General features: G+C 70.1%; 11 protein-coding genes. 4 read left to right on the forward strand and 7 right to left on the reverse strand.

Features of this window, described 5'->3' with window-relative positions; all coding sequences use genetic code 11:
- Positions 1-680 (reverse strand): enoyl-CoA hydratase/isomerase family protein (locus tag HUV01_RS06220; RefSeq protein WP_174297438.1); only part of this gene is annotated, 680 nt, incomplete at its 3' end.
- A 231-nt stretch (positions 681-911) separates the two neighbouring features.
- On the opposite strand from HUV01_RS06220, the gene cysD reads away from it, so the two are divergent.
- Genes cysD through HUV01_RS06235 form a run of 3 tightly spaced genes read left to right on the forward strand, consistent with a single transcriptional unit; the run spans position 912 to position 4,530 of the window.
- Complete coding sequence (gene cysD, locus HUV01_RS06225; protein ID WP_174297439.1) at positions 912-1,832, forward strand: sulfate adenylyltransferase subunit CysD; 921 nt, start codon at positions 912-914, stop codon at positions 1,830-1,832.
- On the forward strand, positions 1,832-3,781 hold the full coding sequence (gene cysN / locus HUV01_RS06230) for a sulfate adenylyltransferase subunit CysN (protein ID WP_174297440.1): 1,950 nt from the start codon (positions 1,832-1,834) through the stop codon (positions 3,779-3,781). The genes cysD and cysN overlap by 1 nt, the downstream gene beginning before the upstream one ends.
- Positions 3,782-3,789: 8 nt before the next feature.
- Positions 3,790-4,530, forward strand: coding sequence for a 3'(2'),5'-bisphosphate nucleotidase CysQ (locus tag HUV01_RS06235; RefSeq protein ID WP_174297441.1), 741 nt, complete (start codon positions 3,790-3,792; stop codon positions 4,528-4,530).
- A gap of 48 nt (positions 4,531-4,578) precedes the next feature.
- Here HUV01_RS06235 and HUV01_RS06240 read toward each other — a convergent pair whose 3' ends face one another.
- From HUV01_RS06240 to HUV01_RS06255, 4 genes are all read right to left on the reverse strand, one after another.
- The gene (locus HUV01_RS06240; protein ID WP_174297442.1) at positions 4,579-5,340 is read right to left on the reverse strand and encodes an SDR family NAD(P)-dependent oxidoreductase; all 762 of its coding nucleotides are present in this window, start codon (positions 5,338-5,340) and stop codon (positions 4,579-4,581) included.
- Between the two features lie 71 nt (positions 5,341-5,411).
- Entirely contained in the window at positions 5,412-6,938 is a 1,527-nt protein-coding gene (locus HUV01_RS06245) for a DHA2 family efflux MFS transporter permease subunit (protein WP_254606419.1), read from the reverse strand.
- An 82-nt stretch (positions 6,939-7,020) separates the two neighbouring features.
- Entirely contained in the window at positions 7,021-7,887 is an 867-nt protein-coding gene (locus HUV01_RS06250; RefSeq protein ID WP_174297443.1) for a Brp/Blh family beta-carotene 15,15'-dioxygenase, read from the reverse strand.
- A complete protein-coding gene (locus tag HUV01_RS06255; RefSeq protein WP_174297444.1) occupies positions 7,884-8,588 on the reverse strand; it encodes a bacteriorhodopsin in 705 nt (234 codons plus the stop codon). The genes HUV01_RS06250 and HUV01_RS06255 overlap by 4 nt, the downstream gene beginning before the upstream one ends.
- Positions 8,589-8,780: 192 nt before the next feature.
- Here HUV01_RS06255 and HUV01_RS06260 point away from each other — a divergent pair, with 192 nt between their 5' ends.
- Complete coding sequence (locus HUV01_RS06260) at positions 8,781-10,067, forward strand: isoprenylcysteine carboxylmethyltransferase family protein (RefSeq protein ID WP_174297445.1); 1,287 nt, start codon at positions 8,781-8,783, stop codon at positions 10,065-10,067.
- 48 nt (positions 10,068-10,115) lie between these two features.
- Here HUV01_RS06260 and HUV01_RS06265 read toward each other — a convergent pair whose 3' ends face one another.
- Together HUV01_RS06265 and HUV01_RS06270 are read right to left on the reverse strand one after the other, a co-directional pair.
- Positions 10,116-11,501 carry a glutamate--cysteine ligase gene (locus tag HUV01_RS06265; protein WP_174297446.1) on the reverse strand — a complete coding sequence of 462 codons (1,386 nt, stop codon included), beginning with the start codon at positions 11,499-11,501 and terminating at the stop codon, positions 10,116-10,118.
- Between the two features lie 101 nt (positions 11,502-11,602).
- The coding region (locus HUV01_RS06270) for a phosphate signaling complex PhoU family protein (protein WP_302480026.1) at positions 11,603-11,981 on the reverse strand (379 nt) is incomplete at its 5' end.

The raw sequence follows: 11,981 nt of genomic DNA on the forward strand, positions 1-11,981 counted from the left end.
CGGAGCGCGGCGGCGCGGCCCATCTCGGTCGCGAGCATCACCGTCTCGCGCCCCGCCTTCACCGACAGCGGCGCGCCGTCGAGGATCTCGGCCGCCAGCGCCAGCGCCGCCGGCATCAGCCCGGCGGGCTCGGCCAGCCGGTTGACGAGGCCGATCTCGTACGCGCGCTGCGCGGTGATCGGCTTGCCCGTCAGAATGATCTCCATCATGATCCGCTGCGGGATCATGTGGATCAGCGGCGCGGCCCAGGGGCTGCCGCGGCCGACCTTCACCTCGGTGATGGCGAAGCGCGCGGCGGTGCTGGCGACGCACAGGTCGCAGCCCTGCGCGATCATCCAGCCCCCGGCGAAGGCGACGCCGTTGACCGCCGCGATCGTCGGCTTGCTCAGCTCGATGGTGTCGCCGGGCACCGGGAACATGTCGCGCGGCGGCACGCGCAGGTCGCGCTCGACCATCTCCTTCAGGTCGCCGCCGGCGCAGAACGCCCGGTCCCCCGCCCCCGTCAGGATCGCGACGCGCAAGGCGGGATCGCGCTCGAACCGGTCCCAGGCGGCGAACAGCCCCTCGCGCACCTCGCGGCCGAGCGCGTTGCGCTGGTCGGGGCGGTTGATCGTCAGGATCGCGATGCCGTCGGCGCGCGCGTCGAACAGCACGGCGTCTGTGGACGATGATGACGACATTCGAAGTCCCCTTGCTGGGCGGCTTCCCGTCACGCGGACAGCCGCGACCGCGCCGGGACGTGGACCGGGCGCGCCACGCCCGAGCCCTTATGACGTCCCCGTCCCCCCGTCATCCCCGCGAACGCGGGACGCCTTTCGTCGCGGCCATAGCGGGACGCTTGCGCGTGCAACGAGGACTTGATTGCGGGGACCTCCCCGGTTCGGGCAGGCGTCCCTGCGGAGACTGCGAGAATGGCGAAGACCCTTACCCATCTGGATCGGCTGGAGGCCGAGGCGATCCACATCATGCGCGAGGTGGTCGCCGAGACCGACCGGCCGGTGATGCTGTATTCGGTGGGCAAGGATTCGGCGGTGATGCTGCACCTGGCGCGCAAGGCCTTCCATCCCTCGCCGCCGCCGTTCCCGCTGCTGCATGTCGACACGACCTGGAAGTTCCGGGAGATGTACGCCCTGCGCGACCGGATGGCGATCGAGAGCGGCATGGAACTGCTGGTCCACAAGAACCCGGAGGCGATCGAGCGGGGCATCAACCCGTTCGACCACGGCGCGCTCCACACCGACATGTGGAAGACCGAGGGGCTGAAGCAGGCGATGGACCAATACGGCTTCGACGCGGCGTTCGGCGGCGCGCGGCGCGACGAGGAGAAGTCCAGGGCCAAGGAGCGCATCTTCTCGTTCCGCACCGCCGCGCACGGCTGGGACCCCAAGAACCAGCGGCCGGAGCTGTGGAACCTCTACAACGCGCGCAAGCACGCGAGGCGGGACGGGAGGGGCGAGAGCATCCGCGTCTTCCCGATCAGCAACTGGACCGAACTCGACGTCTGGCAATACATCCAGCTGAACGACGTGCCGATCGTGCCGCTGTATTTCGCCGGGGTGCGCCCGACCGTGGAGCGCGACGGCATGCTGCTGATGGTTGACGACGACCGGTTCCGCCTGCGCCCCGGCGAGGTGCCGGTGGACCGCTCGATCCGGTTCCGCACGCTCGGTTGCTATCCGCTGACCGGCGCGGTGGAGAGCACCGCCTCGACGCTGTCGCAGATCATCCAGGAGACGCTGCTGACCACCACCAGCGAACGCCAGGGCCGCGCGATCGACAAGGACGCCGGCGGCGCGGGCATGGAGAAGAAGAAGCAGGAGGGGTATTTCTGATGAACGGCATCGCCACGCTCGACAGGGTCTATCGCGCCGACGCCCTCATCGCCGACGACGTCGACGCCTATCTCGACCGGCACCGGCGGAAGACCATGCTGCGCTTCATCACCTGCGGATCGGTGGACGACGGCAAGTCGACGCTGATCGGCCGGCTGCTGTACGACTCCAGGATGATCTTCGAGGACCAGCTGGAAACGCTGGAGGCGGACAGCAGGCGCGTCGGCACGCAGGGCGGTGAGATCGACTTCGCGCTGCTCGTCGACGGCCTCGCCGCCGAGCGCGAGCAGGGGATCACGATCGACGTCGCCTATCGCTTCTTCTCGACGCAGCGGCGCAAGTTCATCGTCGCGGACACGCCGGGCCACGAGCAATACACCCGCAACATGATAACCGGCGCATCCACCGCGGACCTGGCCGTGATCCTGGTCGACGCGCGCAAGGGCGTGCTGACGCAGACGAGGCGGCACAGCTACCTCGCGCATCTGATCGGCATCGAAAGGCTGGTGCTGGCCGTCAACAAGATGGACCTGATCGGCTACGACCAGGCGCGCTACGACGCGATCGTGGCGGACTATGCCGCGTTCGCGGCCGGCATCGGCATCGCCGCCTTCACGCCCATGCCGATCTCCGGCTTCAGGGGCGACAACGTCTCGCATCGGTCGGACAACATGCCGTGGTACGACGGGCTGACTCTGATGGAGCATCTGGAGACGGTGGAGGTCGGCGTCGACGCCGACCAGGCCAAACCGCTGAGGATGCCGGTGCAGTGGGTGAACCGCCCCGACCTCGACTTCCGCGGCTTCTCCGGCCTGATCGCCAGCGGCACGGTGAAGCCGGGCGATGCGATCCGCGTGTTGCCGGGCGGCAGGACGTCGACGGTCAGCCGCATCACGACGCTTGGCGGCGACCTCGACGAGGCGGTCGCGGGACAGTCGGTGACGCTGTCGCTCGCCGACGAGATCGATTGCTCGCGCGGCTCGGTGATCGCCGCCGCCGACGCGCCGCCGCAGACCGCCGACCAGTTCGAGGCGACGATCGTCTGGATGGACGACGAACCGCTGATCGTCGGCCGCTCCTACTGGCTGAAACTGGCCACCCAGACCGTGTCGGCGAGCGTGCGCGAACCCAAGTACCAGCTGAACGTCAACACGATGGAGCATCTGGCGGCCAGGACGCTGGAACTGAACGCGATCGGCGTCGCCGAGCTCCAGACCGATCGCCCGATCGTGTTCGAACCCTATGCGCAGGACCGCACGAGCCCGAACAGGGAATTGGGCGGCTTCATCCTGATCGACAGGATCACCAACGCGACGGTGGCGGCGGGCATGCTGCACTTCTCGCTGCGGCGCGCGCAGAACGTCCACTGGCAGCCGACATCGATCGGCCGCGCCGACCATGCGGGCCTGAAGAACCAGACGCCGCGGGTGCTGTGGTTCACGGGATTGTCGGGGGCGGGCAAGTCGACCATCGCCAACGAGGTCGAGAAACGCCTGAACCTGATGAACCGCCACACGTTCCTGCTCGACGGCGACAACGTGCGCCACGGGCTGAACAGGGACCTGGGCTTCACGGAGGCGGACCGGATCGAGAACATCCGCCGCGTGGGCGAGGTGGCGAAGCTGATGGCGGATGCCGGGCTGATCGTGCTGACCGCCTTCATCTCGCCGTTCCGCGCCGAACGCGAGATGGTGCGCGCGATGCTCCAGGCCGATGGGCGCGGCGGCGAGTTCATCGAGATCTTCGTCGACACGTCGCTGGCGGTCGCGGAAGCGCGCGACGTGAAGGGCCTCTACCGGAAGGCGCGCGCCGGCGAGCTCGCCAACTTCACGGGCATCGACAGCCCCTACGAGCCGCCCGAACGGCCGGAGATCGTCGTCAACACCTCCGACATGACGCCGGCCGAAGCCGCCGAGTTCATCGTTCGCCAGATCATGCCGCTGAAATGACGCGGGCCATGACGGACGTCGACCTCGCCGCGCATCTCGCACGGACCGCGGGCAAGCTGCTGCTGGCGGTGCGCGAGGCGGGCGTGTTCTCGGCCGAGGCGCTGGGCAAGGCGGGGGACCAGACCGCCAACCAGTTCCTCGTCCACGCGCTGCGCGAGCAACGCCCGGACGACGGGCTGCTGTCCGAGGAGACGGTCTGCGACGGCGCGCGGATGGGCCGGGAGCGGGTCTGGATCGTCGATCCCGTCGACGGCACGCGCGAATATGGCGAGGGGCGGCTCGACTGGGCGGTGCACGTCGGGCTCGCGATCGACGGCGTCGCGACGATCGGGGCCGTGGCGCTGCCGGCGATCGGCCTGACGCTCACGTCGGGCGCCCCGCCCGCGCTGCCGCCGGCACAGGACCCTCCCCGACTGGTCGTCAGCCGTACGCGCCCGGTGCGCGAGGCGACGGCGGTGGCCCGGGCGTTGGGCGCCGGGCTGGTCCCGATGGGCTCGGCGGGCGCGAAGGCGATGGCGGTGGTCCGTGGCGAGGCCGAGATATACCTCCACGCCGGCGGCCAGCATGAGTGGGACAGCTGCGCGCCCGTGGCGGTGGCGGCGGCGGCGGGGCTGCACGTCAGCCGCATCGACGGCTCGCCGCTACGCTACAATCTGGCGAACACCTGGCTGCCCGACCTGCTGATCTGCCGACCCGAGCTGGCGCGGCGAGTGCTGGCGCTGGTCGAGGCGATGCCGCCGCCGGACTGAGGCGCTCGACACGAGTGAAGGCGTTGCCGGAAACCCGCGCGGAGAGCGTCAGCGCGGCGCCATGCGGATCGCGCCGTCCAGCCGGATCACCTCGCCGTTCAGCATCGGATTGGCGACGATCGCACCCACCATCTGCGCATATTCCTCCGGTTTCCCGAGGCGGCTGGGATGCGGCACCTGCGTGCCCAGCGAGTCCTGCGCGGCTTGCGGCAGGCCCTTCATCATCGGCGTCAGGAAGATGCCGGGCGCGATCGTCATCACGCGGATGCGGTGCTGCGCCAGGTCGCGCGCCGCCGAGATGGTGAGGCCGACGACGCCGCCCTTCGACGCGGCATAGGCAGCCTGCCCGATCTGTCCGTCATAGGCGGCGACCGAGGCGGTGTTGACGATCACGCCCGCCTCCTCGCCCTCGATCCTCGCCGCGATCAGCCGGGCCGCGAACTTGGATATCATGTTGAACGTGCCGACGAGGTTCACCTCGATCGTGCGGCGGAACGCGTCGAGGGGATGCGCCGCGCCATGCTTGTCGACGATGCGGATCGCAGGCGCGACGCCCGCGCAGTTCACCAGCAGGCGCGCAGGCCCATGCGCCGCCTCCGCGGCCGCCAGCGACTCCGCGACGCTCGCGTCGTCCGACACGTTCGCCTTGAAGAAGGCGCCGCCGATCGCCGCGGCGGCGGCCCCGCCCGCCTCGTCGTTCAGGTCCAGGATCGCGACCTTCGCGCCGGCTGCGGCCAGCATCGCCGCGGTCGCGTTGCCCAGGCCTGACGCACCGCCGGTGACGATCGCTGCTATGCCGTTCAGGTTCATGTCGGGTTCCTTCGCTACGATGTCATGGTCGTCGGATGCCGCGCGGCGCGCGAGCCGGCAAGAGGCGTCCGCTATCGGCCGCTCAGCTCGTCGCCGGCATGCGGGTCCAGGCGGGCGTTGAAGACCACCGCCGCAAGCGAGATCGCCGTCACCGTCCAGAAGGCGGCGGAGAAGTCCGCGAACTCCGGCAGCGCGTGCCCCCGCGCCATCATCGACAGGTGCAGCGCCGCGCCGCCGGTGCAGATGCCCAGCGACAGCATCAACTGCTGGAACGTCGAATAGAAGCTGGTCGCGGCGCTCATCCGCTCCTTGCCGATCTCGTCATAGGCGATCGTGTTGTAGGCGGTGAACTGGAATGATAGCAGGAAGCCCGAGACCACCAGCACGCCGAACATCACGGGCAGCGGCCAGTCCGGCCGGAACAGCCCGCATACCGCATAGGACGTCGTTCCCAGCAGGCCGACGACGACGAGGCTGGAGCGGAAGCCAAACCGGCGCAGGATACGGCGCGCCAGCCCCTTCATCCCGAACGAGCCGAGCGCGGTCGCGACGGTCATCGTGCCGCTCTGCGCGGCGGAGAGATGGAAGGCGAGCTGCATCATCAACGGCAGCAGGAACGGTTGCGCCCCTTGCGTGATGCGGGTCAGCGATCCGGCGAGCACCGATACGCGGAACGTCGGCACGCGCATCAGCGACAGGTCCAGGATCGGATGCGCGGTCCGCCGGGCATGCGCGAGATAGAGCAGGCACACGAGCCCTCCCACGACGATCAGCGCCGCGGCGATCCTCCTGCCGCCCGATCGGCTCGCCAGCTCGAACGCCGAGAGCAGGCAGCCGAGCGCGAGCGCGGACAGCGCGAAGCCGCGGCCGTCGAACGGATGCGCCGACGGCTCGCGCACGTCGGCGATGAACCGCCCGACCAGCAGGATGCCGGCGATGCCGATCGGCACGTTGAGCCAGAAGATCCACCGCCAGTCGAGATAGGTGACGATGAAGCCCCCGACCGGCGGGCCGAGGATCGGGCCGACGAGCGCCGGCATCACCAGCCACGACATCGCCGACACCATGTCGCGCTTGGCGACGGATCGGAGCAGTACCAGGCGGCCGACCGGGATCATCATCGCGCCGCCCGTCCCCTGCACGAAGCGCGCGGCGATCATCGCCGGCAGCGATGGCGCAAGACCGCAGGCGATCGAGCCCGCCATGAACAGCGCGATCGCGGCGCGGAACACCGGCCTTGCGCCCAGCCGGTCGGCGAGGCTTCCCGACGCGGGGATGAAGATCGCCAGCGCCAGCAGATAGGCGGTGAGCGCCACGCTCATCTCCGGCGCGCGCACGCCGAAGTCATGCGCCATCGTCGGCAGCGCGGTGGCCAGCACGGTCGCGTCCAGGTTCTCCATGAACATCGCGCACGCGACGATCAGCGCGACCGTGCGATAGTTCGCGGCCGGTGCGGCGCCTCCCTGGCGGTCGTCGGTCTGCGTGATCCGGGCCGCCGCCGGCACGATGCCGTCGCGGCTCTCCGCGTTGACGGAGGCGATGCTTCGCCGGCGGGGCCGCGCCGGCACGCGCGGGTCGAGGGAGGGGGGACCTGGCACCGGCCGCTCTTCGGAGCGCCGGGCGCGGATGACAACCTGCCGTCGCTCCCCGCACGCGCCGTCCGGGACCGCTACGGCGCGTCTACAGGCGGATCGCGACCCCGCCGCGCGGTCTGCGGCGCAGCGGCAAGGGGGCCGGGCGTCGGTGCCAGATCGGCGTCACCAGCATGTGCGGCATCGCCAGCGCCGCGATGCCGGCGAACAGGATGCCGACGTCGCCGGCCAGCCGCCCCGCAAGGGTCGTCGCGATGCCGAGCAGCACGACCGCCGCCCCCGCCAGGACAGGGGCGACCCGCAGCAGATAGGCGCCCATCGTGGGACAGCGCAGCTCGTCCCGGCGCTCCTGCGTCTGCCGCCAGGCGTGGAGCATCACGAAGCCGACCGCGAATCCGGTCAGCGGTGGCAGGGCCACCGCCGCGACGAGCGCCGCGACCGTCAGGCTGTTTGCCGGCGACACGCGCCGGTGGACAAGGCCGCCGACCACGATCGCCAGCCCGAGCACGCCGGCGACCTGCAACAACGACGCGATGTCCCCGGCCGCGGCGGTGCTCCGCGTCAGCCGCGCGAACAGGTCCGCCAGGGCATCGCGGTGGACCACGGCCGGGGCGGCGACGAGGCACGCCCCCCTCGCCCAGCCGAACGGGCCGTGATCCTCGTCGTCGAGCGCGAAATGGACCGCCGAACAGGCCAGCAGGACGGACAGGCCCCAGATCGGCGCCGCGATCCACAGCGACAGGACCGCCCCGATCGTGCCGACATAGGCGGCGAGGAACGCCTGGCGCCGTCCGGGCGCCACGATCGTCAGGTCGCTGGCGCCATGGGGCAGGCCGAGCACGCCGACCGCCAGCGCCGCGAATGCCACCTGCACCCCCGTCCCGACCAGCGACGCGGCGATCGCCAGCAACAGGAACGCGCCCCACCCGAAGAGCGGGACGCGCCCGCCCGTCACGCGCGGTAGCTCTCGGGCGCGACCATCGACTTCATCGCCTTGTCGATGTTGGCGGCGACGTAGAAGGCGTAGACCACCTTGGCCACCACATCGAGGACCAGGATCGCCCAGATCGTCGCAAGCGGCGTGATGGCGTGGACGCCCTCCGGCCCGATCGCGAACACGACGGGGTACAGGATCCAGACCACGGTGAGGAAGACGAGGTTCTTCGCATAGGCCCCGTCCATCGCCCCGCCCTCGCTTCGGCTGATGGCGCGCAACGGACCCCAGAGGATGTAGAGGACACCCAGGAACGCGGCGCACGACCATGCGAACCACACGAGCTTCATCGCCGGCAGCGTCGACATCGACGAGATCAGCCCGGCGACGATCATCAGCACGTCGAGCGTGATGACCGACACGAGGAAGCCCGGATCGGACTTGCGACCGAAGAGCGCAGTCACCACCAGCCCCGTGAGCAGGATCGGCGTCGTGATCGACCAGTCGATGTAGCGGGCGGTCAGGGTGACGGTGCCGTCGAGCTTGAAGAAGTCGCCGATGCCGAAGGTCATGGCCAGATAGCTCGTGGCGGCGATGAACGGCACGATCGAGTGGTAGTAGGTATGTTCGCGAACGGACGGCAGCTTCGATCCCACGGCGAATATCGCCAGCGATGCCAGCGACATGATGACGAAGCCGATCAGTAAGGGTGTCGAGTCCATCGGTATCTCCCCTGTTCGGGTCATGATCCGGGCCATGAGCAAACGCCCGCTTGTCACGAACATGGAGACCGGATGATCGTTCCGGAATGTCAGTCAACCTGTCGCATCGGCCGTCCTCCTCGAGGGTCGGATTCCGGCGATCGGCGGATGGTTCACGGCTTGCTTACCGTTGCCGCGCTAAGGCTCTGCCCGATGCTCCACGATCCCGTACGCGCCGCCCGGGCCGACCGGGCCAACGACCCCCGCCCGCGCTCGGCGGTGAGCGGCGGCGTCGGCATCGCGGGCGTCGCCGGGCTGGCGTCGTGGATTGCGGTCGCGCGCCGCTTCGGCATGGATGGGCCGTGGTCGGCGCTCGTCGGCCTCGCCGCCTGCGCGCTGCCGATGATCGGCTGGTCGCTGGCGATCGACAAGGTGCATCGCCGGGCCTCGACGGGGATCGGCTGGGCATCCCCCAGGCCGTGGCGCGAGACGGTCGACACCAGCCTCGTCAAGCTTGCCGGGCTGTGGGCGACATGGGGCGGGATGGCGCTGATCTACTTCGCCGGGCGGTTCTACTGGCAGGGGCCGTTCGCCTTTGCGATGTGGTGCCTCGCCTGGATCGCGCCCGCCGCGTTCGTGGTATCGGTGCCCTATGTCCTGTGGCTCGACCGGCGGCTGGAGAGCCCGCGGGACGGCGCCTGGGCGCTGGGCGCGTGGCTGACCGGCGCACCCGCCGACGCGCCGGCGATCGCGGGCCACCTGCGGGCCTGGGCGGTGAAGGCGTTCTTCCTGCCGTTCATGCTCGCGATCGTGCCGCCGGGCTTCGCGCAGGTGGTGCGCGCGGACCTGTCACGGGCCGCCGGCGATCCGGTCGCGTTGTCCAACCTGCTGACGACCCTGATGTTCGTGGTCGACGTCGCGCTGGCGAGCGTCGGCTATCTGCTGACGCTGCGGCCGCTCGACTCGCACATCCGCTCCGCCAACCCGTGGGCGGCGGCATGGGCGGCGGCGCTGGTCTGCTATCCGCCGTTGATCCTGATGGGGACGAACGGCCCGCTCGACTATCATCCGGGCACCGCCGACTGGACCTGGTGGCTGGCGGGGCATCCGCTGCTGCTGGCGGCATGGGGCGCCGCGCTGGTGGCGCTGACGGCGGTGTACGCGGCCGCGACCTGCGCGTTCGGGCTCCGCTTCTCCAACCTGACGAACCGCGGCACGCTGACGCACGGCGTCTATGCCTGGTCGCGCCATCCGGCCTACCTGTCCAAGAACGCCTTCTGGTGGCTGTCGACGCTGCCGATGCTGACGACGGGCAGCGTCACCGACGCGCTACGCGCGACGCTGCTGCTGGGCGTGGTGGGCGGGGTATACTGGTGGCGGGCGACGACGGAGGAGCGGCACCTGCTGCCCGATCCGGACTATCGCGCCTATTGGGACTGGATGGAGCGGCGGGGGCCGGTACCAAGGGCGTTTCGCTGGATGACGAGGGGATCCGTCTGATCCGGTCGCCCGGATGCGGCGCCGATCCGTCCGGTGCCGGACCGGCGGTCAGAAGCTCGCCTCGTCGTAGATCCGCGAGACATCTCCGCCCCAGGCGCCATGGTAGCGTTCCAGCATCACCTCGGCCGGCACGGTGCCGCGGCGGACGATCTCGCGCAGCGGGTCGAGGAAGCCGCTCTCGTCGCTGCCCGCCGCATCCGTCCGCGCGCGCGCCGCAAGCCCGGCGCTCGCGATGTCGAGCACGGCGCCGGCGATGTCGCGCAGCTTGCCGCCACCGGGCAGCGGCGCATCCAGCGCGAGCCTGGGCACGCCGTCGCGCAGCGCCTGCCGCCCTTCCAGGCTCCAGTCCTTCACCATGTCCCACGCCGCATCCAGCGCGCCGCCGTCGTACAACAGCCCGACCCACAGCGCGGGCAGCGCGCAGATCCGGCTCCACGGTCCGCCGTCGGCGCCGCGCATCTCCAGGAACGTCTTCAGACGCACTTCGGGAAAGGCGGTCGACAGATGGTCGGTCCAGTCGTCCAGCGTCGGCTTCTCGCCGGGCAGCACCGGCAACTCGCCGCGCAGGAAGTCCCGGAAGCTCAGGCCCGCCGCGTCGACGTACCGACCCTCGCGGTGGACGAAATACATCGGCACATCGAGCGCATAATCCGTGTAGCGATCGTAGCCGAAGCCGTCCTCGAACACGAACGGAAGCATGCCGGTCCGCTGCGGATCGGTGTCCGACCAGATGTGGCTGCGGTACGACAGCATGCCGTTGGGCCTGCCCTCGGTGAACGGCGAGGCGGCGAACAAGGCGGTCGCGAGCGGCTGGAGCGCCAGGCCCACGCGGAACTTCCTGGCCATGTCCGCCTCGGACGCATAGTCGAGGTTCACCTGGATCGTGCAGGTGCGCAGCATCATGTCTAGGCCCATGGTGCCGACGCGCGGCATGTGGCGGCGCATGATGTCGTAGCGACCCTTGGGCATGACGGGCAGCTCGTCGCGGCGCTTGTCGGGCCACATGCCCATGCCGAGGAAGCCGAGCCCCAGTCGCCCGCCCGCCGCCTTCACCTGCTCCAGGTGGCGGCCGGTCTCGCCGCAGGTCTGGTGCAGGTCCGCCAGCGGCGCGCCCGACAGCTCGAACTGGCCGGCGGGCTCCAGGCTCACCGACCCGTCGGCGCCGTCGAGCGCGATGACATTGGTGCCGTCGGGACCCGTCTCCTCCACCGGGCGCCAGCCATATCGCTCCATGTCGGCCAGCAGGTCGCGGATGCCGCCGGGCTCGTCGTAGGAGGGCGCGTGGCGGTCGGCGAGCGCGTAGACGAACTTCTCGTGCTCCGTGCCGATGCGCCAGCGTTCCGCCGGCTTCTCGCCCCGCGCGAAGCTCTCGATCAGCTGGTCGCGGCTCTCGATGACCGGGGAGCGCGCGTCGGTCTCGGTCTTGGTCGTCATGGCCCGCGCCTTAGGCGGCGACGCAGGGCCGCGCCAGAGGGGATGGCCAGAGGGGATGGCCAGAGGGGATGGGGAGCCGGAACGGAGCGGCCGGACGACGATCAGAAGATGCCCAGGAACTTCCTACGCTGTTCCTTCCTCTCGCCGGGCGATGCCCTGCCGTTCTCTTCCTTGGCGGTGGTGCCGTGGCCGACGTCGTCGCGCGGGCGGCCCCCCGTCGTCTCCTGCGCGGTGGCGGCCATGAGCGGGATGTCCACCAACGGCTGCAGCGGAGGCTCGCCGTTCAGCTCCCGCGCCCGGCGGGCGATGGTGGTGGCTTCATCCGCGATGCGCTCCAGGTTATTGGCAATCTTGGAAGCGGTGAGCACGAAACGCGTGTCGCTCGCCACCACCGCGTGCGTGGAGATGAACGTCACCACCATGTCGTCGATGCGGATCTCCAGCTGATCGATCTCCGAATCCTCCGCTTCCGCGAGATCG

This window comes from Sphingomonas bacterium (assembly GCF_903643035.1).
GTDB lineage: Bacteria > Pseudomonadota > Alphaproteobacteria > Sphingomonadales > Sphingomonadaceae > Sphingomonas.

What these genes read in the sequence shown, in the direction of transcription:
- HUV01_RS06255 (WP_174297444.1), bottom strand. Translation starts at nt 8,588, where the DNA reads ATGGACTCGACACCCTTACTGATCGGCTTCGTCATCATGTCGCTGGCA.
- cysN (WP_174297440.1), top strand. Translation starts at nt 1,832, where the DNA reads ATGAACGGCATCGCCACGCTCGACAGGGTCTATCGCGCCGACGCCCTC.
- HUV01_RS06265 (WP_174297446.1), bottom strand. Translation starts at nt 11,501, where the DNA reads ATGACGACCAAGACCGAGACCGACGCGCGCTCCCCGGTCATCGAGAGC.
- HUV01_RS06260 (WP_174297445.1), top strand. Translation starts at nt 8,781, where the DNA reads ATGCTCCACGATCCCGTACGCGCCGCCCGGGCCGACCGGGCCAACGAC.
- HUV01_RS06235 (WP_174297441.1), top strand. Translation starts at nt 3,790, where the DNA reads ATGACGGACGTCGACCTCGCCGCGCATCTCGCACGGACCGCGGGCAAG.
- HUV01_RS06240 (WP_174297442.1), bottom strand. Translation starts at nt 5,340, where the DNA reads ATGAACCTGAACGGCATAGCAGCGATCGTCACCGGCGGTGCGTCAGGC.
- cysD (WP_174297439.1), top strand. Translation starts at nt 912, where the DNA reads ATGGCGAAGACCCTTACCCATCTGGATCGGCTGGAGGCCGAGGCGATC.